General features: G+C 32.2%; 24 protein-coding genes. 3 read left to right on the top strand and 21 right to left on the bottom strand.

From position 1 onward, the window contains the following. Nucleotide 1: 1 nt before the first annotated feature. From A0O34_RS07750 to A0O34_RS07655, 20 genes are all read right to left on the bottom strand, one after another. A complete protein-coding gene (locus A0O34_RS07750; RefSeq protein WP_228394364.1) occupies nt 2–937 on the bottom strand; it encodes a glycosyltransferase family 2 protein in 936 nt (311 codons plus the stop codon). Beyond that, a complete protein-coding gene (asnB, locus tag A0O34_RS07745) occupies nt 937–2,733 on the bottom strand; it encodes an asparagine synthase (glutamine-hydrolyzing) (RefSeq protein ID WP_066753392.1) in 1,797 nt (598 codons plus the stop codon). Before asnB ends, A0O34_RS07750 begins: the two co-directional genes overlap by 1 nt. 53 nt (nt 2,734–2,786) lie before the next feature. Beyond that, nucleotides 2,787–3,914: an acyltransferase family protein gene (locus A0O34_RS07740; protein WP_066753391.1), complete on the bottom strand. Its 1,128-nt coding sequence runs from the start codon at nt 3,912–3,914 to the stop codon at nt 2,787–2,789. Between the two features lie 18 nt (nt 3,915–3,932). Then, the gene (locus A0O34_RS07735) at nt 3,933–4,895 is read right to left on the bottom strand and encodes a glycosyltransferase family protein (RefSeq protein ID WP_066753388.1); all 963 of its coding nucleotides are present in this window, start codon (nt 4,893–4,895) and stop codon (nt 3,933–3,935) included. Nucleotides 4,896–4,903: 8 nt separating this feature from the next. Beyond that, complete coding sequence (locus A0O34_RS07730) at nt 4,904–5,692, bottom strand: hypothetical protein (protein WP_066753385.1); 789 nt, start codon at nt 5,690–5,692, stop codon at nt 4,904–4,906. Nucleotides 5,693–5,702: 10 nt separating this feature from the next. Next, complete coding sequence (locus A0O34_RS07725) at nt 5,703–6,653, bottom strand: glycosyltransferase family 2 protein (RefSeq protein WP_066753382.1); 951 nt, start codon at nt 6,651–6,653, stop codon at nt 5,703–5,705. A gap of 18 nt (nt 6,654–6,671) precedes the next feature. Further along, nucleotides 6,672–7,343: an NAD-dependent epimerase/dehydratase family protein gene (locus A0O34_RS07720; RefSeq protein ID WP_066753379.1), complete on the bottom strand. Its 672-nt coding sequence runs from the start codon at nt 7,341–7,343 to the stop codon at nt 6,672–6,674. A gap of 12 nt (nt 7,344–7,355) precedes the next feature. Next, on the bottom strand, nt 7,356–8,288 hold the full coding sequence (locus A0O34_RS07715) for a glycosyltransferase family 2 protein (RefSeq protein WP_157885976.1): 933 nt from the start codon (nt 8,286–8,288) through the stop codon (nt 7,356–7,358). Nucleotides 8,289–8,301: 13 nt separating this feature from the next. Beyond that, nucleotides 8,302–9,237, bottom strand: coding sequence for a glycosyltransferase (locus tag A0O34_RS07710; RefSeq protein WP_066753373.1), 936 nt, complete (start codon nt 9,235–9,237; stop codon nt 8,302–8,304). Beyond that, nucleotides 9,234–10,061, bottom strand: coding sequence for a glycosyltransferase family 2 protein (locus A0O34_RS07705; RefSeq protein WP_066753370.1), 828 nt, complete (start codon nt 10,059–10,061; stop codon nt 9,234–9,236). Before A0O34_RS07705 ends, A0O34_RS07710 begins: the two co-directional genes overlap by 4 nt. A 9-nt stretch (nt 10,062–10,070) precedes the next feature. Beyond that, nucleotides 10,071–10,997, bottom strand: a complete 927-nt coding sequence (locus A0O34_RS07700) for a glycosyltransferase (RefSeq protein WP_066753368.1) — start codon at nt 10,995–10,997, stop codon at nt 10,071–10,073. Beyond that, nucleotides 10,990–11,631 (bottom strand): acetyltransferase, encoded by a 642-nt coding sequence (locus A0O34_RS07695; protein ID WP_066753365.1) that lies wholly within the window; start codon nt 11,629–11,631, stop codon nt 10,990–10,992. The genes A0O34_RS07700 and A0O34_RS07695 overlap by 8 nt, the downstream gene beginning before the upstream one ends. Nucleotides 11,632–11,634: 3 nt before the next feature. Next, complete coding sequence (locus A0O34_RS07690; protein ID WP_066753363.1) at nt 11,635–12,717, bottom strand: DegT/DnrJ/EryC1/StrS family aminotransferase; 1,083 nt, start codon at nt 12,715–12,717, stop codon at nt 11,635–11,637. Continuing rightward, entirely contained in the window at nt 12,710–13,876 is a 1,167-nt protein-coding gene (locus tag A0O34_RS07685; RefSeq protein ID WP_066753360.1) for a glycosyltransferase family 4 protein, read from the bottom strand. Before A0O34_RS07685 ends, A0O34_RS07690 begins: the two co-directional genes overlap by 8 nt. Further along, complete coding sequence (locus A0O34_RS07680) at nt 13,869–15,116, bottom strand: ABC transporter ATP-binding protein (protein ID WP_066753357.1); 1,248 nt, start codon at nt 15,114–15,116, stop codon at nt 13,869–13,871. Before A0O34_RS07680 ends, A0O34_RS07685 begins: the two co-directional genes overlap by 8 nt. A 19-nt stretch (nt 15,117–15,135) precedes the next feature. Then, on the bottom strand, nt 15,136–15,984 hold the full coding sequence (locus A0O34_RS07675) for an ABC transporter permease (RefSeq protein ID WP_066753354.1): 849 nt from the start codon (nt 15,982–15,984) through the stop codon (nt 15,136–15,138). Between the two features lie 175 nt (nt 15,985–16,159). Then, nucleotides 16,160–17,020 (bottom strand): glucose-1-phosphate thymidylyltransferase RfbA, encoded by an 861-nt coding sequence (gene rfbA, locus A0O34_RS07670; protein ID WP_066753351.1) that lies wholly within the window; start codon nt 17,018–17,020, stop codon nt 16,160–16,162. A 62-nt stretch (nt 17,021–17,082) separates the two neighbouring features. Beyond that, complete coding sequence (locus A0O34_RS07665; RefSeq protein ID WP_082891125.1) at nt 17,083–17,532, bottom strand: hypothetical protein; 450 nt, start codon at nt 17,530–17,532, stop codon at nt 17,083–17,085. Between the two features lie 3 nt (nt 17,533–17,535). Further along, on the bottom strand, nt 17,536–18,615 hold the full coding sequence (gene rfbB / locus A0O34_RS07660) for a dTDP-glucose 4,6-dehydratase (RefSeq protein ID WP_066753348.1): 1,080 nt from the start codon (nt 18,613–18,615) through the stop codon (nt 17,536–17,538). Nucleotides 18,616–18,619: 4 nt separating this feature from the next. Next, entirely contained in the window at nt 18,620–19,933 is a 1,314-nt protein-coding gene (locus A0O34_RS07655; RefSeq protein ID WP_066753345.1) for a UDP-glucose dehydrogenase family protein, read from the bottom strand. A 216-nt stretch (nt 19,934–20,149) separates the two neighbouring features. Between A0O34_RS07655 and rimP the strand changes: the two genes are divergently transcribed. From rimP to infB, 3 genes are all read left to right on the top strand, one after another. Continuing rightward, complete coding sequence (rimP, locus tag A0O34_RS07650; RefSeq protein ID WP_066753342.1) at nt 20,150–20,617, top strand: ribosome assembly cofactor RimP; 468 nt, start codon at nt 20,150–20,152, stop codon at nt 20,615–20,617. 16 nt (nt 20,618–20,633) lie between these two features. Then, a complete protein-coding gene (nusA, locus tag A0O34_RS07645; protein ID WP_066753336.1) occupies nt 20,634–21,869 on the top strand; it encodes a transcription termination factor NusA in 1,236 nt (411 codons plus the stop codon). Between the two features lie 79 nt (nt 21,870–21,948). Further along, nucleotides 21,949–24,957 (top strand): translation initiation factor IF-2, encoded by a 3,009-nt coding sequence (gene infB, locus A0O34_RS07640; protein WP_066753332.1) that lies wholly within the window; start codon nt 21,949–21,951, stop codon nt 24,955–24,957. 50 nt (nt 24,958–25,007) lie between these two features. Here infB and A0O34_RS07635 read toward each other — a convergent pair whose 3' ends face one another. Then, nucleotides 25,008–25,691 carry a hypothetical protein gene (locus A0O34_RS07635; RefSeq protein ID WP_066753329.1) on the bottom strand — a complete coding sequence of 228 codons (684 nt, stop codon included), beginning with the start codon at nt 25,689–25,691 and terminating at the stop codon, nt 25,008–25,010. Nucleotides 25,692–25,957: the final 266 nt, after the last annotated feature.

Below are 25,957 nucleotides of genomic sequence, written 5' to 3'. Positions count from 1 at the left end.
TTTATCGGTTAAGGTAAGTAAAACGGTATTGTGTTTTTAATATTTGAGGATTTTTTAATCCTTCAAAAAAGATCTGAACGTATTTTTTTAATCCTGATTTTAAAGATAAATCAAATGATTTGTAGCTTAAGTAAATCCTTTTTCTATATTCTGAGGATAGTTTCTCAGAAGTTGCCCAATCGTACAAGGATTTCCATAAAAGGAGTTGTCTCTGATTGTATTGTGACGAATATTTCACAATTTTTGTGATCCTATTATTATCATGAATTCCCCTTACAGCAACGGCTTTGTCTATAATTCCGGATTTAAGGTAAGAATGATAAGCCAGTTTAATAATAAAATCGGAATCCTGATGTACACGAAGATTTTCGTTGAAACGAAGACTGTTTTTTATAATCGTAGATTTTCTTATTGTAAGAGCATTTAAATGAAAAAATGTGCCAAAAACTTTATCAGTTAGACCAAGAAGCCCTTTAAAAACTTCTTTACCTTCCGAAGGAAAATTAACGGTAGTTAAAGAAATATTTTTAAATTTACTCTGAAACTCTTCTTTACCTTTCTCAGATAAATATTCGACTCCAATAGCTCCAAAAACACCCTCAATTTTAGGATCTTTGAATATTTCTTTTTCGGCATCAAACCTATTGGGAAGATAATAATCATCAGAATCAAGAAATGCAATAAATTCAGATTCAGCTTTTTCCAATCCAAGGTTTCTTGTTGCTCCGGCTCCGTGATTTTCTTTGTCTGGATGTCGATATAATTTGATTTTTGAATTATCAGAAGCCAATCTTTCACAGATTTCCAAAGAATTATCTGTCGACTTATCTTCAATTAATACAATTTCCTTTACTTCGTCATGTTGCAAAGCGGAATCTACAGCTTTTTCAAGAAACTCTGAAGCGTTGTAAACAGGTATGATAACAGAAATTTCCATTATAAAACAGATTGATTATTATGTGCCCAAAGAGCTAATTGTAGTAAATTCCAATGTTTTTGACCTTTATCCAGAAACTTTTGAGTTGCCTTAAAATCAATATAATTGAACACTTTTTGGTTAGAATCTTTAAGCAGATCGTTTGAAAGGTTGATCAGATTATCTTCTTCAAACCAACTCTCCACACTCATTCCGAAGCCTTGTTTGTTACGGTTTCTGATGGTTTCTGTCCAATAAGAACCCATTGCTTCACGAAGAATGATCTTATCGTTTTCGTTATTTAATTTTAATTGTTCTGGAAGCTGAATACAAAACTCAGCAAAATCGATGTCTAAAAATGGAGTTCTTACTTCCAGTGAATTGGCCATTGCCATTCTGTCGGATTTCACCATCATATTTCCCGGGACATATTTTTCTAAATCTACTCTCATGATGTCATTTAATGAATCAGGATTGGGTGTAAAACTGTAAGGCTGGTGAAAACTTTCAGATATTCCGAGTAAATTTCTTTCTTCTTTATTGAATGAATTTCTCACCGAGTTTTGATGGAAATCCAGAATATTCGGATGTTCAATATTTTTCTGTGAAATAAAAGAGGTTTGTTTTAAATTCTGATATAATTTTAAACCAAATTTAGCTGCAATATTATTGTAACTAAAATGATTTCTTAATTGATTTTCAGTTCTGTAGAAATTATATCCACCAAATAATTCATCGCCAACATCACCTGAAAGAACTACGGTAAGGTTTTCTCTGGCGCTTTTACAGATTTCATAATGAGGAAGGAAAGATCTGTCGGCAAAAGGTTCGTCTAAAAATGGAGTTACATGTAATAAAGAGGTTGCGAGATCTTTCTTTTTCTCGTGAATTTCAATATGATTGGTATTGTATTTTTGAGCGATTTCTTTAGCGTATTTTAGTTCGCTTGCTTCATGATCATATCCAAAACTTAAGGTTGTTTGTCTAGGTAAAAACTCGCTTACCAAAGCAACGATTGAAGATGAATCTAGTCCGCCACTTAAAAAGCTTCCTACTTCTACATCGGCGATAAGCTGTTTTTTAACTGCATTTTTTAAAAGATAAATAAATTCTTCCTTTGCATCAGATAAACTTATTGATCTATCCTTTGCCGGTAGACTGTAGTAACGGGAAATAGTAACTTTTCCGTCTTTCCAGATTAATTGATGAGCTGGAGGTAGAGTGTAAATATTTTTATAAATACTCTGATAAGTATTCACATATCCATATTGAAGATAGTGAGAGAGTGCATCATTATTAACCTGAGGCTGAATTAATCCTGAAGCTAGAATCGCTTTAATCTCGGATGCGAAAATAAATTCGTTGTTTTTTCCAATGGCGTAGAAAAACGGTTTTTCTCCGAAACGGTCTCTTGCGCAGAAAAGTTCCTGCTTTTCGTTATCCCAAATAGCAAAGGCAAACATTCCGGGCAGATCGTGGATGAGGTTTTCCTGCTTTCTCTGATACATGGCAAGAATTACTTCTGTATCAGAACTTCCATGAAAAGGATATTCCGGGTATTGATCTTTTATTGATTGGTAACCGTAGATCTCACCATTCAGAACAATACATTCATTTTTGGTGTTAGAAAACATAGGTTGTTTTCCATTCTCAGAAAGATCTATAATGGAGAGTCTTCTATGACCTAACGCTGCGTTTTCGTAAAATTCGTAATGTGAAGAATCAGGACCACGATGCGCCATGGCATCTGTCATTTTTTGAATTTCATCCTGATAATTTCTTGCATTATTGGTAATGATTCCGGCTATTCCACACATATGTAATTCGTTAAGGGAAGTTTAATTTACTATTTATATTTCTAATGAAATAATTATTTAAATTTAATTTTATCTCTGAGTTTCATTGTCGGAATCTCAAAGTATTTGTATATAAGTAAAGCACCAATAATAGATGCACACCAATAAAATGTATTTTTTAATATAAGTGCTTCAACAGTTTCTCCAGCAAAAAAGTCAGAAAATATATTATCAATCAATAATTTTTTTATTAATGAATAATGGATTAAATATAAAGAATATGAAATAAGACTTACATATGTCGTTGCTTTAGTTATTATATTATATTTTTTAAGATTATATTGGCTTAGGATTGGTAAAAGACATAATATAGCTATACAAAACAGTGGATAGAAAATATTAACATAATAAAAACTTTCTATACTTGGGTATTGGTAAGAAAGAACTTTCCATACCAAAATTAGAGAAAGACCTATGATAAGGAGTCTATATTTGTTTTTTGTCCAAAACTCTTGATGATAATAGCTAATATATGCCCCAATCATTCCATACATTAAGTTATCTATTCGCATAATTACCACACGTCTATAGTCTATCATCTGAGGAAGATGGCCATTATTATACAGATAATATCTAAGGAATGTTGAAAATAGTAATAAGAAAACTGAAACAATAAGAAGTGATTTTTTGAACTTAATCTTTAAAACATTTATACAAAAGAAAAGTATTAATGGAATTGTAAGATAAAACCATTCTTCAACACTTAAGCTCCAAGATTCTCCAAAAAAAATATCGTTTGCACTAAAAAGATTCTGACTGAAAAATAAAAAGGGGAAAATACCTTTCAAAGGAAACCCTTTAATGAAAAGCTTACTTAACACTGCAAGAATTACTACAAAAAAATAGTAGTTAGGTAATGTTCGAAACCACCTTCTTATCCAAAATGTAAAAAGCTCAGATCTATTAAATCCATTTTTTTCGACAGAATTTATGATAATACTTCCAATTAAAAAACCACTGAGAACAAAAAATATACAAACTCCATCAAAGTAGAAAAGATCAAAAAAACTATATACGTTTTTTGGAAGTAATGATGCACTGTGACTAAATACTACGAATAATATAGCCAACATTCTTAATAAATCTAAACCAAATATTCGTTTATGGCTCAGATCTAAGGTTAAAATTTTTTTTATTTGCATTTTATAAAAAAGTAATAATTAATCTATAAATACCTTCTTAAAAGTATCCATCACGGGATGAGGTAAAAACTTTTCATACAGTTCTTTCGCGGATAATTTCAGATCTGAATCTAAAATAATATCCTGCAACTCTTTTGCATTATGATAATAATAAGCTTGATCTTTCAAATGGGTATTATGAGCTTTTTCAGGAGAATCTCCAAAAGTAATAACAGGTTTTCCTTTAATCGCAAATTCTGCAACAGTAATTCCAAAAGTTTCACCGCGCTCACGCGCATGGAGTAATGCGTTGCAGGTATTAATGAATTTTAATTTCATCATAATATCAGAACTTGGAGGTAGAAATATGATATTAGGAAGAGCCGATTTCCACCATTTTTTCTTCACAAAAGAGTCCACTCCCATAAAAATAAAATAAACGTCTTTGTATTTTGAAGCGATCTTTTCTGCTGTTTGTTGAGCGAAAACGATATTAAAACTTTGTCCACCACCATAATAACCAAAAACTTTTGCATTCTTAGGTATATTAAGTTCTGCTCTGAGATCATCAGAAGTTTCAGCCCCGAAATTGACCATGTGCGGAACAAAGGGATACTTTGACCCTGTCATTTCTTCACTCAACCATTCGGAAACATAGGCATAAACATCTCCATGAGGCTCAAAATGTTTAAAAACACTGTGAACAACCGTTTTGCATTCTTTTGTTTCTACCCCATCAATATCTCCATTTTTGATAGCATAAAACAGATCAATATTATTGTTTTTGATGATGGTGTCAACTTCATTAAAATCAGAATAATCAATTACCTGAAAACGTTTCTCGAATTTTTCAATTCCTAACGGATGATTAGTGGGTAGGGTCTTATTATAAACAATAACAGACTCATTTCCCAGATATCTTTCATTGAAGTCTGCGTAATCATATAATGCGATGGAAGTCCCTCTGTAATTGAGTTCGTTCTCATGAAAAAGGATTTTCATTACGTTGCTTATTTTAATTTATTTTTCAATTTACTCAATATTTTACGCAGAAGACTTTTCTTCGGATATTTAGTAAAATCACTGTGTTTAAAAAGACCTTCGCCCTGTGCTATTTTAAAATCCTGTTTTACCCACCAAGAGGCAATATTTCTTTCAAGAGAAACCGATTCTCCGGAAAATGGAAGGATTTTTCCTAGTAAGTAGCTTTTTTTAACAAGATAAGGATTGTTCGTCCAATTGGCCCATCGGGAAGTGGTTACGAAATATTCACCCTGTTTTTGTATTTTGTCCGGAAATTCTACGGCAGGATCCAGCCAATGAAGAGATTCCAGAAGGTGGGGAGCCGTACATTCGTGCCAATCATCATAATAATCAAGCTCTTTGCCTTTATTTCTAATTGATATTAAAGGATAGCCTGGGTTTTTTCTGCTTCTAAAACGCACAACATCAAATCCGTTATTGAGCAATTCCAACCCACCTTTAAGATGTGAAAGAACAAAACTTTTTTCTTCGATAAGTTCCCAGTCATGTTCAAGGAACAGAATGTTCTCGGAGGAAGCATTTTCTGTCAGCATTTTCATGCCTTTTCCAATGCCGATATTTTCTTTTAAACCAATATATTTGACTTTATATTTTTCCGCCGTTTTTTTATCTTCTTCACTTACTTCCTGAAAAAGAATTACGATATCGTCCACCATTTCTAAAAGACCGTATTTTTTGTATGATCTTAAAGTATTTTTTAGGGTACTTCCGCTTTTCCATGATAGGATGCAGATGCTTATGGGTAGCTTTTCCATCGTAATTGTATTAAAGATTTAGAAATGGGTGTTTTGCAGTCATGGCTGTTTGCCTTGCAATTTCGATTTCTTTAAACTTTTTTGAAAAGTATTTGTACTGCTCTATATAAAATTTAGATTCATTTACGTTTCCTTTGGCTCCCATTTTTGCGATGTATGAAAGTAAGGCAGTCTTCTCCCTTTTGATATTATAGTCATAATTAGGATTCAGATACCTTGTCTCTCGCTGCATTCTCATCGAAAGTCTTGTCTGTTTCAATAATTCTGACTGATCTTTTGGTTTTTCCTTATGAAAAGACTGTACGGCATCGTGTACTACTTTACTTTTAGGACAAACAACTATTTTTAGTTTAAAATAGGTAACTCTGTTGATGTATTCATAATCCTCAGCTCCGTAGAAAAAATAAGGATTAAAACCTCCTACTTTTTCAAGGATATTTCTCGGAATGAACCAATGGGCTGCATTAACAAATTTTATTTCATAAAAAGGTTTTGTTTTGCCGAAATAAATATCAGAAAGTAATCTGTTATTTCTTGCGTCTTGGGCAATATAATTTTCAAAATGAAGATCAAGCTGTTTTTCGCTTCCATCCAAGTGCATCGGACTTAAAATCCCGATTTGATGATTGTCCGGATAATTGTTGTATACATTTAATAATTCCTGAATACTATCCTGGAAGATCCATGCATCCTGATTCATCAGATAAACAAAATCAGCGCCGGCTTTGTAAGCTTTTTCTATACCTAAATTATTGGCTTTTCCGAATCCTGAATTTTCCGGAGATTGGATGAAATCTACTTCCGGGAAGTTATTTTTTATATATTCTTGAGTACCATCTTTGGAACCATTATCGATCACGATACAGTTTATGGGAACGGTTGATTGTTTTAAGCTTGTAAAGCATCTTTCCGCCCATTTCATGGCGTTGTAAGTGACAATTATAATATAAATCTTGGGCATTTGTGTTAAAATTTAATTTTAGATATATTTTTCTGTCAGAATCTTCATATAATCTTCGGAGGTTGTTTTTGAGAAAAAATTATTAGTATTTTCATCAAAATCCACTTTATAAAAATCTCCTTCGTTCACTTCATCATAATTTGCTTTTTTATCCATTTTTAGCTGGATCGCATTAATGATTTCTTTCAGATCATAGTAATATGGATAAGCGAAATTAATTGTTTTATTCTTTAGCTGAGAACAGTTTGTATCTAAAAATAGAGCAATATCATCAATATCTATTAATAATCTTCTTGCTTTAATATGTAGTGAAAACTTGTTGCTGCTCGAAATCTGTGCTTTCAAATAATTAAAAAGAGTGTTTGGGTTTCCACCTTTACCAACAATATTTCCGATTCTTAGGATGAGATAATTCTCGGAATTTTCTTGGATATAATTTTCAATTTCCTTTTTATGTAGAACGTAATGGCTGCTTTGTTTTGATTGATCATTAATGCTTAACGTAGAGAAATAAATAAGCTTGCTGTCGTCGCTATTATTTTTAAAAGTATTTTTTAAAAGAGTAAATTCTCTTTCAAATTCAGAGCTTCTGGTTTCGAGGGAGTTTGAAACACCGGAAGCAAAGAACAGCATGTCCCCTGAATCTATATTTTTTAGTGAGTTTGCGATAAGTCCGTTTCCTATAATCATTATTCGTGTGTTTTAGATAAAACTATTGTTCTCTACTTTTATCTGATATTTTTGGTTAATTGTATGCTTGCTCCATTTTATTGCCAGATATAATTTTATTGGATTCAATGAAAATTTTGAGAGAACATTGTTAAAAAAATATCCTGTTGCGGCTTTATAAAAATTGAATTTTGTAATTACATTTGAATATGTCATCAAAGTATAATAAAAATAAGACTTTAGTTTAGAAGACTTATAATCTGAATTATATTTTTTAATAAAAGGGACAATTTCAAAATCCTTTTTCATCATATCATATGTCACATTTTTGGAGATACTTGCTCCAAATTGCCTGTAAGTACTCATTTGTTCTGGCAAAACTTTAATTTTCCCATAACATCCTGCTAATAAATAAAGGCATCTGTCTGCAGATATGATATCTTTTGGAAAATCAGGTTTCAATATATTTTTTCTGAAAAAAAATGTTGAGGTTTGACAAATATTTAAATCCGTTAAATTATCCTTTGTAAGTTCCTGATCTAGGTGATTTGAAAAATTATGGCTTGGTTTAGATAGCTCTTCATATATTACTTTAGAATCTGTTCCTACTCCTGAAAAATCTGGATTTGTTTCTAAAAAATCATATTGTTTTTGAAGTTTTAATGGGTTTATCCAATAATCGTCACCATCTAAAATAGAAATATACTTACCTGAAGCTTTCGAAAAAGAATATAAAGTGTTTTTTACGTATCCTAAGTTAGGCGTGTTTTTATAATATTTCACCTTACTTCCCTTTGGATGTGTCGTAATAATTTCATGGATAATGGCTTCGGTATTATCTGGTGAATTGTCATTACAAATGATAATTTCATATTCACCATTGAATTCTTGAGAGAAAATACTCTCAAGACATTCTTTAATATACTTTTCGTGCTTATAGGTGGTAATACAAATGCTTACATCCATGATGTTTAGTAATTTAAATTTTAAATAAATCTGGTATTTCCATATCAAGATATTTGTGACGAATACATTTTAAAATGTATTTTTTTCTCTCTAGAAAGCTCAATGATTTTAAATATGTATTCCTATTTTTAATAAATACAGAATATATGTCTGTTTTTTTTTCGTTTTCTTTAGGATTTAATTCTTTATATCTTTTTAAAACCTGTAGATATCCCCAAACATATTCTTTGAAATATTTTTGTGTTGAAGAAATATTTTCTTCTTCATTTTTATCGGATTTATATCTTAATCCATAAACCTGATTAGCATGTAGTCTGTAAGATGACAAAGACTTTGAAATAAAGCCGAGTTTGTTTTTTAGACTTAATTTCTGTGCAATATAGTAATCGTGTGCAATAGGGAAATTTTCCATGTCATGAGCTTTTAGTGCATCTTTTTTTATTGCTAATGCGCAGCCTAAAATAAAACTTCCTTTTTTTACCAGTGCAGCAAAAAGTTCATTGTTTTTAATTTCCTGATTGATTTCCTCATGTGTGATTTTCTTCCAATCTAAATATGATGGATAAGTTTTCTCATTATCAATAAGTTTTAGATCATGAAAAACACCATCATATTGGGGATTTGTTTCCAGAAAATGAACTGTCTCTTGTATCTTATCTTTTCCCCAAATGTCATCCTGATCACTTATAATAATAATTTCATGAGAAGAGAGGTTAATCGCCTTTTCAAAATTCTTTATAAAACCTAAATTTTTTTCATTTCTAAAAATTTTAATAATATCAGGAAATTTACTCTGATAATCATAAAGAATATTTATAGTTTTATCATTTGAACCATCATCACAGATTACTATCTCATCTACTAGCGTTGTTTGATTCATAATAGAATCTAGCTGATCAGATAAATATTTTTCACCATTATAGGTACATAAAGCGACAGATACTTTCATAACTTAAAAAGATTAAAAATTTTATTTATAACGGTGTATCTTTTACTGTTTAGCAGGTTTTTCAAATGATTATTTTCTGCTATTAATTTCTTATTTTGTTTATATAAGCTTTGAAAACTACCTAATTCTTTGGTGAAAAAGGCGATATGCTTTTTATATATAATATTTTTAGAAGTCATAATTTTCATATTTCCGTCGATTGATGACATTTCTGTAATCATAGACGTTTCTTTAATCCTATAATAAAAACAAATTTCATTAATTTTATAAACTTCGCCACCATCTTTAAGAATGGAGATCCAAAATTCCCAATCTTCCCAACCGTAAATCAGATTGGTATCGTAGCCGTTTACTCTTTTCCAATCATTTTTTCTAAAAAAGGCAGTACAAAAAATGATATTTTCTACTGCTAAGGTTTTTCTACTGTAATCTGGTAATTGCCAAAAACCATTTTGAGATCCAAATTTTTCAGCATTACAGTATATAATCTTGTAATTTTCATTAAATTTTTCTTCAGCAAGTTTCAAATACTGATTTCCAATCTTGTCGTCACAATCCAAAGGTAAGATCCATTCTCCGGCGGCTATTTCTATTCCGGCATTTCTTGCAGATGATAGGCCTCCGTTTGATTTATAAAGATATTTAAAACGACTATCTTTTTCAACCCATCTCTTAGCCACCTCTTCCGTATTATCCGGAGAACCGTCATCCACAATGATACATTCCCAGTTCTGAAATGTTTGCTCAAGAACTGTTTGCAGGCATTCATCAAGATATTCAGCTTGGTTGTAGCAGGGAACGATAATGGAAATCAATGGAAACATAGCTTACTATTAAGAGGGTTTTAGATGTTTTCTGTAACGAAAATAAGATAAATATTTACGAAAAGGTATTTTAAAATAAACAAGCTTAAAGTTTTTTAAAATCATGCCTACTGCACTTTTAAGGTTGTTGATTGATAAATAATATCTGTATAACTTAAGTGAATAGTTGTTGATCGCTGAAATATCTTCAGATGAATATTTTACCTTAAATAATTGATGTATTTTAAATATTTGTATAAAATGTTTTTCATCAGATTTGATCCCTGCTATTTGTGACATAGCACCCATTTCATTAATACGATATACTGAATAAAGCTCATCAGAAACATAAGCTTTAGACCCTGGATAAGCTATTAATGTATTTACATATAACATCCAATCTCCAAAATATATTTTTTCCCAATTTTTGGGGATTATATTACTTAGTCTCAGCATTGTGGTACATGTAATTAAATTATTTTTTGAAAAAAAGTCATTAATTAAATAGGTTTTTTTGTGATGTGGGTCTCCTATAATGGAAGTTAAGCTTTCGTTTTCTAATAATTGAGCGTGGCCACTATGAATTGAATACTCATTGTTTTTTTCTAAAAAATCAACTTGCTTTTTAATTTTTAAATCATCAATCCAGTAATCATCACCTTCACATATTGCAATATATTTACCTTGACATTCTTTGAGAGCCCATACAAAATTGGGCATTATACCTTTGTTGTTTTTATGAGGAGTATATTTTATATTGAATTTTTCAGAATTTATTACTTTTTCAAGAATGCTTATTATAATTTTGTCAGTACCATCTGGTGAGCAATCGTTGGCAATGATAAGTTCTATACAACCATCGTACTTTTGCATGAGTATACTATTTATTGCATTTTCAATAAATAATTCATGACCATAAGTAATCATGACAACACTTACTAAAGGATAATTATACATTTTTTTTTCTGTTAATTATTTTCGCGGGAATACCAATGACAGTACAGTTATCCGGCAAATTTTTTGTAACCACAGAGCCAGCTCCTACAATAACATTATCTCCAATTTTAATATCAGGAAGAATAATTGATCCTGCACCGAGTTGACAAAAATTTCCTATTATTGCTCTTCCAAGAATTTTTACATCTGGCGATATTTCTGTAAAATTTCCTATTACAACATCGTGAGTAATAATAGAGTTATAGTAAACGATACAACCTTCACCAATATTTACATCATTCGAAATCTTTACTCCATCCAATATATTAGCTCCTGGGCCAATTTGTATTCCATATGATCCAATATCTGCTTTTGAACTTATTGTAGAAGTTAATTTTCCTCCAATATTTAAAAACCTTTCAGTAAGAGCTTTTCTTAGCGTTGGATTTCCAATTCCAATTGTAAATCGATTATCGATAGTTTTAAAATATTTTTTTGCCTCCGCAATATTTTTTAGAATGGGAAATTTTTCATATAAAAGACCTATTATATTATCATTTATGTCATCATAAAATACAAGGTTTTTTACATCATCATTTTTATGACATATTTCTAATACTTCTTTTGCAAAACCCTTAGCACCTATAATTAACATATTTTAGTTGTTTTGAATTCTTAACATTACCCTGGAAATAAGCTCTATTTCTTCAAGTGTTAAATCATAATAAAAAGGTAAACACAGAATTCTTTTTGCAATATCTTCAGTTATTGGAAGTTCTAATTTTGGTAAATAGGGTAGTGCAGAGGCTAAGCTTGGATAAAAATACCTTCTTGTAAAGATTTCTTGTTTATCCATTTCTGCTTTTATTTTTAATAATAGTTCTTCACTTTCTAAAATAACAGGATAATATGCGAAGTTTTCGTTTGCTTTATTGTGCCAAAGTGGTTTAATCGCTTTCAACCCTTTAAGTTTTTCATCATAAAGAGCGGCTAAACTTTTTCTTTTATCATGTATTTTGGAAATGTATTTTAAATTTGTGAGTCCCATTGCGGCATGAAATTCTGAATTTTTGCCATTAATTCCTAATTCTGAAAAAGAATCAAATCCTGAAATTCCAAAATTTCGAATAAATGATAGTTTTTTAAGTAACTCAGAATCTTTGGTGATAATCAGCCCACCTTCGATAGAGTGATAAAGTTTCGTTGCATGTAGTGAACATGTAGATATATCACCATATTCAAAGATTGATTTTCCATTTATTTCTACACCAAACGCATGAGCGGCATCATAAATTACTTTTAGATTATGCTTCTTAGCGATTATTTCTATAGCTTCCACATCACATGGGTTACCATAAACGTGGGTGGCTAAAATAGCAGAAGTTTTTTCTGTAATAGCATCTTCAATTTTTGTAGGATCTATGCATAAAGACTGTGGATTAATATCTACAAAAACCGGAGTACAGCCTTCCCATACAACACAGCTTGTAGTTGCAATAAAGGAAAAAGGGGTCGTAATAATTTCGCCAGTAATCTCTAATGCTTTTATAGCCATTTGTATTGCTATAGTGCCATTGGTGACAAAAAGTAAATGTTTTAACTTAAGATGATCTTTAAGTTCCATTTCTAGTTGGCTGGCTAATGGCCCCATATTAGTGAGCCAGTTACGCTTCCAAATACCGTCTAAATATTTTTGATATTCTTCTTGAGGAGGGAGAAAAGGTTGGGTTACACTAATCATAAATATATTTATCTAAAATTTTTAATCTTTCATTAAGTTGATTCTCATGTGAATATATTTCTCTGAATTTCAACTGGGTATTTTGAGATATTGAACGTACAATATGTTCATTTTGTATTAATTTTTTTATTGCACATAGAATATCCTCAGTTTTGGGTTTTATAATAATAACTTCAGACTCTGTAAAGTGTGAATTTTGATTAAGCTCATCAGTAACAATAGGTATTACTCCATTTAGTGCAGCTTCAACAACGGCTCCTAGTGGGAAACCGTCAAATGAGCCATCACTTAAAGTAAAAGGTCTATTTGGAGATACGATAATATCTTGATATAAAAAAATTTCAGAAAGTTCTTCATATTTTTTATATCCGTAAAATGTAAATTCATTAGAGTATTTTCCAAGTGAAATATCATCTTCATTAAAACCTCCAATTACGCTAAATTTGACATTGTAATTATCTTCTAAAAGTAATTTAGCTGCCTCAATAAAAATATCATAACCTTTGTCCAGACCTTTATCCATATATTTTGCTGAACAAAAACAAATGTTAAGTGAGTCTTCTTTTTTATATTCTCGCTTTCTATTAATATTTATAGAGTTTTGTGGAATAATTCCACCAAATATATAATGAATTTTATCTGTTGGACAATTGAAATTTTCAATTAAAAAATTTCGGGTAAACTCTTGAGTAACAATAACTCCTTTAAAGTATTGAGAATCTAATACTGTTTTTAATTTCCCTAATGCTGATTTATCTTTTGTATTAAATCCGCCTCCAGGATAAAGTGTAAAAATAAAATTAGTTTTACTTTTCTCTAAATAAGGCAGACAATCATATATTATATTAAGAAAAACACAATAAAACAATTTAGTATTTACATTAATTAATTCTTTTGTAGAACCTATTTTAACTTTATTATATACCAGTTTTGATTTTTCTTTTAAAACTTTTAAATCTGAAATATGTTGTGATTCTGGTTGATTAATTACATTGTAATCTGTAGGATTAACAATGATTTTAGAATAGTCATAATGATTTAAAAGAGAGGTGAATTCGGCAATCCTAAATCCAGATATAGGGTTTGGAAATATGGTGTCATATATTAGGAGATCTACTTCTTTTTCTTTAGATCTATTTTTCTTAAAAAAATTAAGCATTTTTCCATTCTAGTTTTGGACGTACCACACCATTCCATCTTCCCATATAATCGCTTCTGCCTTCTAATACATCTTTTAATTCTAATCTTATAATTCTGTCTAACTCTGCAATAATAGTAAAGTTTTCTCCCACTAGTAACACTGTAATATAATATACTCCAGAGTTTAATAGGTTTTTGGGAATAGTACAAGAGGAAGTGTGTTTTCCTAATGCGTATTCTGGTCTATAAAGATTTGGGGATGATAAAACATATATCTCATCTTCAGTAAAAACAGAAAATGATATATTTAACTTTTGAGAGGGAATAAGATTGATAAAGTCAAAGTCCAAGGTTATATCTTCATTAATATTAAACTCGTTAGACTGACATGAAGCTTGTATAGATGTGATTTTAGCAAAATGATTTCCGGGAGCATCTTTTTCATCCCACATAATAGACGAGTCTCTATTTAAAGATTCACTATTATAAGATTTGATAGCGGAATCAATATCACCATCAAATGATAGATTGCCATTTTCTAGAATAAGCCCTTTATTGCATAGCTTTTTTACTGCCAATATGTTGTGACTTACAAATAAAACGGTTCTGCCTTCTCCTTTTGTTACATCACCCATTTTTCCAAGACATTTTTTTTGAAATTCTGCATCTCCTACAGCAAGAACTTCATCTACAATAAGGATTTCAGATTCCAAATGTGCTGCGACGGCAAACGCCAGACGCACATACATTCCGGAGGAATATCTTTTTACAGGAGTATCTATGTATCTTTCTACACCTGAGAAGTCAACAATTTCGTCAAATTTTCTGGTGATTTCTTTGCGTGTCATCCCAAGGATTGCTCCATTTAGAAAAACATTTTCTCTTCCTGTCATTTCTGGATGAAATCCTGTTCCAACTTCTAATAAAGAGGCAATTCTGCCTTGAGTATAAATTTTTCCTGTGGTAGGTTTGGTAACCTTGCTTAAGAGTTTTAATAAGGTAGATTTTCCGGCACCATTTCTGCCAATAATTCCTAAAGCATCTCCTTGTTCCACTTCAAAATTGATATCACGAAGAGACCATACATAGTCTGAATCTCCTTTTGTTGTTCTATCGTTAGATTCCCCAATTTTTAAATATGGATCTTCTTTTCCTCTTGCTTTGTGCCAAAATCTATTCAGGTCATGAGAAAGAGAGCCTGTTCCTACTTGTCCCAGACGGTATTGTTTTGATATATTTTCTGCTTTTAAAGCTAGCATATTTTTTCAGTTTAAGTGATTAGACAGTATCCATAAATGTTTTTTCTACCTTGTTGAAAATAACAACTCCTATTCCTAAAAGGGCAAGGATAATAATTGTGCTTATTCCTAACATTAATGGTGAAAAGTCTCCAACGCCCAACCAACCATATTTGAAGCATTCAAAAATACCTGTTAAGGGATTGTAATAAGCCAGTGTTTTGAAATATCCAGGAAGTGAAGATACAGGATAAATAACTGGAGTAGCATACATAAATAAACTTATACCAAAACCGAGTAGCATAACAAGGTCTTTATATTTTGTGGTTAATGCAGAAAATATCATTCCAATTCCTAATGCAAAAAGAGCCATAAGAATAACTAAAAAAGGGGTAGCTAAAATCCATAGATTAGGATGTATACTTTCTTTAGATAAATAATATGCCCAAACAATTAAAAATAGAAGGAATTGAACCGCAAGACGCATTAGATTTGAAATTACAATGGAGATAGGTGTAACAAGTCTCGGGAAATATACTTTTCCAAAAATAGCTGCATTTCCTGTAAATATATTTGATACCCCAATTAATGCTCCTGAAAAATAATTCCAAATGGTAACTCCAGCAAGATAAAATAATATTGGAGGAGCTCCATCAGTAGATAAGTTAGCAATTTTACCAAAGATGATTAAATAGGTAAATGTCGTTAAAATGGGATTGATAAAGAACCAGATAGGTCCTAAAATAGTTTGTTTGAAACTGGATATAAAGTCTCTTTTTACAAACATGTAAATAAGATCTTTGTATTTCCAAACTTCTTTGAGTCTTAAATCAAATAACGTGTGGTTTGCTTCAATGGTTTCTGTCCACTTTTGTTGTGGTTCGTTCATTTGTGTAAAAATTTATGCAAATTTATAATAATTAATTTATCCAAAAATTTTTAGATTATGAATTATTCTTCATATTGACCTAAAAATAACAACTAATGTATTGAAAAATATCATTATCAGCAAAAGCTATCGGCTATAAAGCCAATAGCTTTTGTAATTATTAATATCGTTCTGTTTATTTTACCAGTTGCTTAAGATATTCGCCATATCCACTTTTACCGTATTTTACGGCAGTTTCTAATAGCTTTTCTTCGTTGATAAATTTATTTCTGAAAGCAATTTCTTCGATACAGCCTATCTTGAAGCCTTGTCTTTTTTCGATAACACTTACAAATTCTGATGCATCATGAAGAGAGTCAAATGTTCCTGTATCCAACCAAGCTGTTCCTCTATCAAGAACGCCTACTTCAAGCTTGTTTTTGCTTAAATAAACATTATTCACGTCAGTTATTTCAAGTTCTCCTCTTGGAGAAGGCTTGATGTTTTTAGCGATTTCTACAACTTCATTGTCATAAAAATATAGCCCAGGAACGGCATAATTTGATTTTGGAGTTGTTGGTTTTTCCTCTATGGAAACGGCCTTGAAATCTTTATCAAATTCTACAACACCATATCTTTCAGGGTCTGCAACATGATAAGCAAAAACAACACCTCCATCAGGATTGGTTTTGTTTTTTAATAACGTTCCCATTTCGGAACCGTAGAAAATATTATCACCTAAAACTAGGGCTGCAGAATCATCTCCGATGAATTTATCACCTAAAATAAAGGCTTGTGCTAAACCATCTGGGCTAGGTTGTACAATATATTCTATATTACATCCAATTTGCGAACCATCACCTAAAAGCTTGATAAATCCTGCCTGATCGTGTGGAGTTGTGATAATTAAAATGTCTTTGATTCCCGCCAATAACAATGTCGAAAGAGGGTAGTAGATCATTGGCTTGTCATAAACAGGCATCAATTGCTTGCTTACGGCGATTGTAAGAGGGTAAAGTCTTGTTCCGGAACCTCCGGCTAATATTATTCCTTTCATGTTTTATAATTAGACTGGTAATTTAATTTTTTTCAACTTATTCATGTGTGTCTTAATGAATTCTAATTTTTTAAAACTTTTTCTATTTCCGAATTTAGCTGATATTGAAGATTGTGGGAAATAGATGCTGTAATGAGAATCATATCATTAGCAGTGTTTATTTGACCTTCATTATCTTTGTAAAACTCAATTAATTTTTTTAATTTTTTCTCTGAAACAAATGAAAAACTGTTATAAATTGAATTTTTTTTGAATTTTTCGAATTCAAAATTTTTCAAAACTTCATCAATGTGTTTATTTTCATATCTTCTTTTCCCATCTTTATATTGTTCTCCCCAAAGATAAGTTCTTGAATAATTGATGAGTGCTTCTTTATAATGACTTATCGATATCAGCTCATCAATTAGTTTTGTTTGATTGCTATTAGGCAATGCTACAGGAGGAGGTGCAATTTCCTGAGAAAAAATAAATCCGGAAATGATACAGCAAAAAACTAAAATAGTTTTTTTCATTTCCTAAGAATATTGATTATCGTAATATTTCTGATAATCTCCGGTAGTAATATTCTCTAACCATTCTTTGTTTTCAAGATACCAGTCGATTGTTTTTCCTAAACCTTCTTCAAAAGTTACTGAGGGCTTCCATCCAAGATCTGCATTAAGTTTAGTAGCATCAATAGCATAACGTTTGTCGTGCCCCGGTCTGTCTTTTACGAAAGTGATTAATTTTTCAGAATGACCTTCAGGTTTTCCTAATTTAGCATCCATTTGCTTAATTAATTCTTTCACCAAGTCGATATTCTGCCACTCGTTGAAACCACCGATATTGTATGTTTCGCCGGTTTTAGCTTCATTAAAAATTTGATGAATACCTTTTGCGTGATCAATTACATACAGCCAGTCTCTTGTGTATTTTCCGTCACCGTAGATTGGCAAAGGTCTTTCATTAAGGATATTTGAAATACAAAGTGGAATTAATTTTTCAGGGAAATGGTTCGGGCCATAATTGTTTGAACAATTTGATACGATAAAAGGCATTCCATAAGTATTCCCATATGCTCTAACCAAGTGATCAGAAGCCGCTTTTGAAGCTGAATATGGAGATTGTGGATCGTAAGCTGTTGTTTCTAAGAAAAATCCTGTTTCTCCTAAACTTCCGTACACTTCATCGGTTGAAACGTGATAAAATAAGTTTTGTCTTTTTTCATCAGGGAATCTTCCGTGTGTATGATCCGGGTTTAATGTCCAGAATTCTTTACAAAGATTAAGAAGATTGGCAGTTCCGTTTACATTGGTATTAATGAATGCCATGGGATCTGTGATACTTCTGTCAACATGACTTTCGGCAGCCAAATGAACTACAGCATCAGGATTGTATTTTTCAAATACTTTTCTTAGTTCTTCAGGGTTTGTGATATCTGCTTTTTCGAAAACATAATTGGGTTCGTTTTCGATATCTTTTAAATTTTCCAGATTTCCGGCATAAGTAAGCGCATCAAGATTAATGATGGTTGTATTCGGATTGTTTTTTACAAATTCTCTTACAACGTGGGATCCTATAAATCCGGCTCCTCCGGTAATAATTATATTTTTCATCTGTTTATTTTGAAATTGTCTTTCTTCCTATACTCTTATAATAGAATCCGTTTTGTTCTGGAACTTCCAGCGGGTACATATTTCTTCCGTCAAAAATAACTTTATTTTTCATTTTTTTAGCCATCAGTTCAAAGTTTGGATTTTTAAACTCAGGCCATTCTGTTGCGATAAATAAAGCATCAACATCTTCTAATGCATCGTACATTCCTTTGGCGTATTCTATTTTGTTGCCAAGGATTTTTTTAACATTATTTTCTGCAACAGCATCGTATGCAACAATTTTTGCACCTTTTTTTAGTAAAAGATCAATATTGTCTAATGACGAAGCTTCACGAATGTCGTCTGTATTGGCTTTAAAAGCTAATCCCCACATGGCGATTGTTTTTCCTTCAACACTGCCTCCGAAATATTTTTCAATTTCTGAAACTAAAATTACTTTCTGAGCAATATTTACATTTTCAGTTGCTTCCAAGATTTGGAAATTGAAATCTTCCTGTTTTCCTGATCTTATTAATGCTTTTACATCTTTAGGAAAACAACTTCCGCCATATCCAATTCCAGGGAATAAGAATCTGTGACCGATTCTATCGTCACTTCCCATTCCTAGTCTTACTTTATCAACGTCTGCGCCTACTTTTTCACAATAGTTTGCAATTTCGTTCATGAACGTAATTTTTACAGCTAAGAAAGAGTTGGCAGCATATTTTGTAAGTTCAGATGATTTCTCATCCATAAATATAATAGGAATACCTGTATTGGTAAATGGCTGATAAATTTTAGCCATAATATCTTTCGCCTTTTCAGAACTAGATCCTACAACTACTCTTGCGGGATTCATCGAGTCTTCAACAGCAAAGCCTTCTCTTAAAAATTCAGGATTAGAAACTACGTCAAAAGGAATGTTTGTTTTTGAAGCAATTACTTCACTTACTCGGTCTGCGGTACCAACGGGAACAGTACTTTTATTGACAACAACTTTATATTCTGTCATTAATTCTCCGATATCGTTCGCAACTTTCAAAACGTAAGAAAGGTCTGCCGAACCATCTTCTCCGGGGGGAGTTGGTAATGCAAGATATACAACTTCACTTTTGTCTAAAGCCTCTTTTAAATTGGTAGTAAAAGATAATCTTTCAGATTGAATGTTTCTAAGAAACATTTCCTCAAGGTTCGGCTCATAGATGGGAACTACGCCGTTTTTCATACCTTCTACTTTTTTTTCATCAATATCTACACAGTATACTGAATTGCCAAGTTCTGCTAGGGTAGTTCCTGTAACTAATCCTACATAACCAGTTCCTACAATCGTTATATTCAAAATGTATGTTTTTAAAATTCATGACAAAAATAGTAAAAATACTTTCATCACGTCTTTTAATTTAATGTAAATCTATATTAAGTTACCTGCTTGATTATAAGAGATTTTGCTTTTTTAGAAAATAATTGTATATTTGCATTGGATTTACGGAAAAAAATGAGAAGGCTTCGGAAGAAAGCCTTTTTTCGTACAGGTAAACCAAGGTTAATATTATTTATGGAGTTTAGAAAAAAAATTGAAGAATTATTAAATGAATTCCTTGACACAAGAAAAGATTTATTTCTTATTGATTTAAAATTTTCGGCAGGGGATGATATTACGGTGATTTTGGATGGAGACAGCGGAGTTACTTTGCAAGACTGCCTTGATGCTAGTCGTGCAGTAGAATTCAATATGGATCGCGAAGAACATGATTTCAGCTTACAGGTGATGTCTGCGGGATTAAGCGAACCATTGGTAACTCCAAGACAATTCAATAAAAATCTAGGAAGAGACATCGAAGTTTTACTTACAGATTCTTCTGAGATTGAGGGTGAGCTGTCTAAAGTAGACGACGAAAAGATCACTCTTATTTTACGTTACCGAAAACCGAAAGAAGTAGGTAAAGGTAAAGTAGATGTGGAGGAGGAAAAAGAAATTCCTTACTCTGAGATTAAGAAAGCATTAGTAGCAATTAAATTTTAAAAAGAAAAAAGAATAAATGGATAATATAGCGTTGATTGAATCCTTTGGTGATTTTAAAGACGAAAAAGGGATCAGTAAGATTGATCTTATGGCGATTATTGAAGATTCACTGAAGACTCTTTTGAGAAAAAGATTTGATTCAGATGATCATTTTGATGTAATTGTGAACCCGGATAAAGGAGATTTTCAGATATTTTTAAATAAAACGATTGTAGAGGACGAAATGTCGGAAGACGATGATTTGGAAATCGAAATCTCTGAGGCGAAGAAAATAGACCCTACTTTCGAAGTGGGTGAGGATTTCACAATGGAAATTCCTGTTGCTCAGTTAGGAAGAAGAAATATCCTTACTTTGAAGCAGATTTTAGCGACTAAATTGCAGGAGCACAACAACGCAATGTTGTACGAGCAGTTTAGAGACAGAATTGGTGAGATCGTAATTGGAGAAATTCACCACATCCGTCACAAACACGTGATCTTGTTGGATGATGAAGAGAATGAATTTATTTTGCCAAAAGAAAATCAGATCAGTTCCGATTTCTTTAAAAAAGGTGAAAATATCAGAGCTATTGTAGAATCAGTAGATTTTAAAGGTTCAAAACCTCAGATTATTATTTCCAGAACTGCACCTAAATTCCTAGAGAAATTATTAGAGCTGGAAATTCCTGAGATCCAAGACGGTACTATTATGTTGAAAAAAGTAGTAAGAATTCCTGGTGAAAAGGCGAAGATCGCAGTAGATGCTTATGATGACAGAATAGATCCTGTTGGCGCCTGTGTAGGTGTGAAAGGATCAAGAATTCACGGAGTTGTAAGAGAGTTGAGAAATGAAAACATCGATGTTATTCAGTGGTCTAAAAACCCTGAGATTTTAGTGAAGAGAGCTTTAGGAAATGTTACCATCAATAAAATTGACATCAACGAGGAAACCAATTATGCTTTGGTTTATACCCCGGTTGAAGAGATTTCTAAAGTTATCGGTAAGCAAGGACAGAATATAAGACTGGCTTCTTGGTTAACGGGATATGAAATTGATGTATTTAGAGAGTCTAGCGAAGATGATGATGTTGAATTGAGAGAATTTAATGACGATATCGAACAGTGGATTCTGGATGAATTTAAGAAAGTAGGTCTTACTACTGCGAAATCAGTATTAGATAAAGATACGGAAAGTCTTATTAAAATGGTTGACTTGGAAGAGGAAACTATTGAGGATGTTAAACGTATTCTAAGAGAAGAATTTGAAAGTTAAGATTTTTAAATAAATTTTAATAATCAGTAAAAAGAAATACTTTAATTTTAAGAATTAAAAAAAATAGTAAATATAATAGATGCCAAAAATAAGATTAAATAAAGCGGTTAAGGAATTCAATATTTCGATGTCCAGATTAGTAGAATTTTTACAGGCTAAGGGTATCGAGGTTGAAAGCAATCCTAACGCTCAATTAGAAGAAGCGGCATATTCTGCATTGGAAGCTGAGTTTGCCAAAGATGGCGAGCAACGTAAAGCTTCCCATGAGGTGGTGATCACAAAAGTTCCGGAAGAAAAACTGGAAATTGAAGAAAAGAAAACCCCTGAAGTAATAAGAGCTAAAGCTAATAAACCGGAAACTAGGATTTTAGGTAAAATAGACTTGGAGCCTAAAAAGCCTGAAGTTGAAGAAACTCCTGTTGCTCCTGCAGCAGTAGCACCGGTAGTGGTAGAAGAAAAGAAAGTAGAAGAAGTAGTTGTACCACCAACACCAACGCCCGAACCAGAAGTGAAGGCAGCTCCTGAAAAAGAAAAACAGGAATTCAAAGTTCTGGATAAAATAGACTTGTCTCAGATAGAATCTAGAAATAGACCTGTAAAAAAAGATAAACCTAAAGTGGAAGATAAAAAAGCGGAGGAAAAGCCAGTTGAGCCTGTGAAACAAGCTCCAAAACCCGTTGTAGAGCCCGTAGCTAAACCTGTTGAGGTAAAAGCTGAGCCTAAGAAAGTAGAAGCTGAACAACCTCAAGAGTCTCAAAAAATTGAAACAGTTTATCAAAAACTTGATGGACCTAAAATTGTTGGTGAAAAAATTGACCTAAGTCAGTTTGCACCAAAACCAAATTCTGGGGCTAAAAAGAAAAGAAAAAGGATTGAAAAACCTGGTGGTCCTAATCAGCCAAACACAGGAAACAATCAACAAGGAGGAAATAATAACAACCAAGGCGGTCCTCAAGGAAACCGTCCTCCAGGGCAAGGTAACAACCAACAAGGTGGAAACCGTCCTCCAGGACAGGGTGGTCAAGGAAACCGTCCACCGGGACAAGGTGGTCAAGGTGGTGGCCCTCGTTTTGGAAATAACCAAGGTAACCGTCCTCCTGGACAAGGTGGCGGTTTCAAAAAAGGCCCAGGTGGCCCAGGAAACAACAACAGACCTGGTCAAAGAACGATGCCTGTTGAATTAACCGACGAGCAAGTTAAAAACCAGATCAAGGAAACCCTTGAAAAATTAACCAATAAAGGAGGTAAATCTAAATCTGCTAAACACAGAAAAGATAAAAGAACTTACCGTAGAGAGCAGGACGAGCGTCAGCAGGAAGCAGATGCAAGAGATACTTCACTAAAAGTTACAGAATTCATCACTGTCGGAGAATTGGCAAGTTTGATGGATGTAAGTGCAACAGAAGTTATTTCTGCTTGTTTCTCTCTAGGAGTAATGGTAACAATGAACCAAAGACTTGAAGCTGATACCTTATTATTAGTTGCAGATGAATTTGGTTATAAAATAGAATTCTCGGATGCTGACCTTGAAGAGGTAGAATCTGAAGAAGATATGGATACTGAGGAGGATCTTTCTCCAAGAGCTCCAATCGTTACAGTAATGGGTCACGTTGACCACGGTAAAACGTCATTACTTGATTACATCAGAAAAACAAACGTTATTGCTGGTGAATCAGGAGGAATTACACAGCATATTGGTGCTTACAACGTGAAATTGGAAAATGGTCAGAGAATTACATTCTTAGATACCCCAGGTCATGAAGCCTTTACAGCGATGAGAGCCAGAGGTGCTCAGATCACGGATATTGCAATTATTGTAATTGCGGCGGATGATGATGTGATGCCTCAAACGAGAGAAGCAATTTCTCACGCACAGGCCGCTGGAGTACCAATGATTATTGCAATAAACAAAGTGGATAGACCAAGTGCAAATCCTGATAATATCCGTCAACAACTTTCTGGGATGAATATCTTAGTGGAAGAATGGGGAGGAAATGTTCAGGCACAAGAGATTTCTGCTAAGTTTGGTAATAACATGGACGTTCTATTAGAGAAAGTATTACTTCAGGCAGAAATGCTTGTCTTAAAAGCTAACCCTGATAGAAACGCTCAAGGTGTTGTTATTGAAGCTTCATTAGATAAAGGAAGAGGTTATGTTGCTACAATGTTAGTACAAACAGGTACCTTAAGAGTAGGAGATTATGTAGTTGCAGGTAAAAACCACGGTAAGGTAAAAGCGATGCTTGACGAAAGAGGTAGAAACCTTACAGAAGCAGGTCCATCTATTCCGGTAACTATTCTTGGTTTAGACGGAGCTCCAACAGCTGGTGATAAGTTTAAAGTATATGAAGATGAAGGTGAAGCTAAAACTATTGCTAATAAGAGAGAGCAGCTTCAAAGAGAACTTTCTATCAGAACTAAGAAACATACAACACTTGAAGAACTTGGTAGAAGAATTGCTCTAGGTGAATTCAAGGAATTGAATATTATCTTGAAAGGTGACGTTGATGGTTCAGTTGAAGCATTATCGGATCAGTTACAAAGATTATCTACTGCTGAGATCAATGTAAACATTCTTCATAAAGGAGTTGGACAGATTACTGAGTCTGACGTTAACTTAGCAACTGCTTCAGATGCAATTATTATCGGATTTAATGTAAGAGCCGGTGGTAATGCTAAAGAATTGGCAGATAGAGAAGAAATCGAGATCAGAACATACTCTGTAATCTATGCTGCTATTGACGAAGTTAAAGAAGCAATGGAAGGTATGCTTTCTCCTGAAATTAAAGAACAGGTAATTGGTAATGTTGAGATTAGAGAAGTCTTCAAGATTTCTAAAGTTGGAACAATTGCAGGTTGTATGGTTCTTTCAGGAAAAGTGACGAGACAGTCTAAAGTGAGAGTACTTCGTGACGGTATCGTGAAATTCGATGGCGAGCTTGAAAGCTTAAAACGTTTTAAAGATGACGTAAAAGAAGTAACCAAAGGTTACGAGTGCGGATTGAACTTAAAAGGTTATAATGACATCGAAAACGGTGATATTCTTGAAGTTTACGAAGAAGTAGCTGTTAAGAAGAAATTGAAATAATTCAATACTTTTGAATAAAAAAAACCACTTTGAAAAAAGTGGTTTTTTTGTTAATTTTGATTTAAAAAGTTGACTAGCTTTATTAAGTCTTCTTCTTTGTCGAATTTTATTTTGCTTGATTTAAAGAATGTTGTTAGACTTTCTTTTTCATCATGAAATTGCGCAATAATTTCTTTTGCATTTTTAGGGTTTTTAATAAACCCCTTTTCTGTTTTGATGTAGTATATTGGATCTGATGTTTTGAAAGTAGCAGGTCTGTCACTAGTATAAGAATTTGAGGCTATTGCTGGTTCAATAAATTTGGTTTTAATCTTTTTATAAAGATTATTTTTACCATTTACCAATTCAACGAAATATCCACTTAATTCGTCTGATGTTTCTAATAATACAAATGTCTGCTTTGGGGAAGTAATTTCTATTCTTGAATATTCTGGTTTTTTAAGAAGGGATAAAACCTGATCATCTTTTTTAAATTCAATTTCGTCATTATAACTGTTATATCTTACAGGTATTTGTTGGTCAGGTGTGCCTGAAATTTTAGCATAAGCAAAATTTTTATTAGGGTAGGGAGTTCCTAAAATATCATTATAACTCAAAGTTTTACCTGTAGAGGATTGAAGAGTGTAATATGTAGCTTGGGGACCTCCAATAGCATAATTTTGAGAAACAATCTGTTGTTGTGCTAAACAAAAAATATTGGCTAACAAGAAGGTGGATGCAATTATTCTTTTCATTTCAATGGAATTAATTAATTTTTTGATTTGTAATCAAAAATATAAATATATTATTATAAATAAGCAAACTATCTGTTTTTTTTAATTTAATTTGGAGATTTATAATCGGAAAAGTATTTATGATCATAATTTCTCAAATCAATTTAATTCTTTTTTTGTAAAATTTAACATTAATATTAATTTAAAATAGTAATGTAATTTAGATTGATTATAAATAACTTTCTATCTGATGGTTATTAAATGTTAAATTAGATATTTTGATATGG

It is taken from the genome of Chryseobacterium glaciei (assembly GCF_001648155.1).
Lineage (GTDB): Bacteria > Bacteroidota > Bacteroidia > Flavobacteriales > Weeksellaceae > Chryseobacterium > Chryseobacterium glaciei.
This window is presented reverse-complemented; position numbering and strand designations above follow the sequence as displayed.

Bases quoted from the DNA above. Each gene is read 5' to 3' on its own strand.
- A0O34_RS07700 (WP_066753368.1), bottom strand. From the start codon at position 10,997: ATGTATAATTATCCTTTAGTAAGTGTTGTCATGATTACTTATGGTCAT.
- A0O34_RS07695 (WP_066753365.1), bottom strand. From the start codon at position 11,631: ATGTTAATTATAGGTGCTAAGGGTTTTGCAAAAGAAGTATTAGAAATA.
- A0O34_RS07710 (WP_066753373.1), bottom strand. From the start codon at position 9,237: ATGAAAGTATCTGTCGCTTTATGTACCTATAATGGTGAAAAATATTTA.
- nusA (WP_066753336.1), top strand. From the start codon at position 20,634: ATGGATAATATAGCGTTGATTGAATCCTTTGGTGATTTTAAAGACGAA.
- rimP (WP_066753342.1), top strand. From the start codon at position 20,150: ATGGAGTTTAGAAAAAAAATTGAAGAATTATTAAATGAATTCCTTGAC.
- A0O34_RS07685 (WP_066753360.1), bottom strand. From the start codon at position 13,876: ATGCTTAATTTTTTTAAGAAAAATAGATCTAAAGAAAAAGAAGTAGAT.
- A0O34_RS07635 (WP_066753329.1), bottom strand. From the start codon at position 25,691: ATGAAAAGAATAATTGCATCCACCTTCTTGTTAGCCAATATTTTTTGT.
- A0O34_RS07725 (WP_066753382.1), bottom strand. From the start codon at position 6,653: ATGCCCAAGATTTATATTATAATTGTCACTTACAACGCCATGAAATGG.
- A0O34_RS07690 (WP_066753363.1), bottom strand. From the start codon at position 12,717: ATGATTAGTGTAACCCAACCTTTTCTCCCTCCTCAAGAAGAATATCAA.
- A0O34_RS07735 (WP_066753388.1), bottom strand. From the start codon at position 4,895: ATGAAAATCCTTTTTCATGAGAACGAACTCAATTACAGAGGGACTTCC.
- A0O34_RS07705 (WP_066753370.1), bottom strand. From the start codon at position 10,061: ATGTTTCCATTGATTTCCATTATCGTTCCCTGCTACAACCAAGCTGAA.
- A0O34_RS07715 (WP_157885976.1), bottom strand. From the start codon at position 8,288: ATGGATGTAAGCATTTGTATTACCACCTATAAGCACGAAAAGTATATT.
- A0O34_RS07665 (WP_082891125.1), bottom strand. From the start codon at position 17,532: ATGAAAAAAACTATTTTAGTTTTTTGCTGTATCATTTCCGGATTTATT.
- rfbA (WP_066753351.1), bottom strand. From the start codon at position 17,020: ATGAAAGGAATAATATTAGCCGGAGGTTCCGGAACAAGACTTTACCCT.
- A0O34_RS07675 (WP_066753354.1), bottom strand. From the start codon at position 15,984: ATGAACGAACCACAACAAAAGTGGACAGAAACCATTGAAGCAAACCAC.
- asnB (WP_066753392.1), bottom strand. From the start codon at position 2,733: ATGTGTGGAATAGCCGGAATCATTACCAATAATGCAAGAAATTATCAG.
- A0O34_RS07750 (WP_228394364.1), bottom strand. From the start codon at position 937: ATGGAAATTTCTGTTATCATACCTGTTTACAACGCTTCAGAGTTTCTT.
- A0O34_RS07720 (WP_066753379.1), bottom strand. From the start codon at position 7,343: ATGATTATAGGAAACGGACTTATCGCAAACTCACTAAAAAATATAGAT.
- rfbB (WP_066753348.1), bottom strand. From the start codon at position 18,615: ATGAAAAATATAATTATTACCGGAGGAGCCGGATTTATAGGATCCCAC.
- A0O34_RS07740 (WP_066753391.1), bottom strand. From the start codon at position 3,914: ATGCAAATAAAAAAAATTTTAACCTTAGATCTGAGCCATAAACGAATA.
- A0O34_RS07680 (WP_066753357.1), bottom strand. From the start codon at position 15,116: ATGCTAGCTTTAAAAGCAGAAAATATATCAAAACAATACCGTCTGGGA.
- A0O34_RS07730 (WP_066753385.1), bottom strand. From the start codon at position 5,692: ATGGAAAAGCTACCCATAAGCATCTGCATCCTATCATGGAAAAGCGGA.
- infB (WP_066753332.1), top strand. From the start codon at position 21,949: ATGCCAAAAATAAGATTAAATAAAGCGGTTAAGGAATTCAATATTTCG.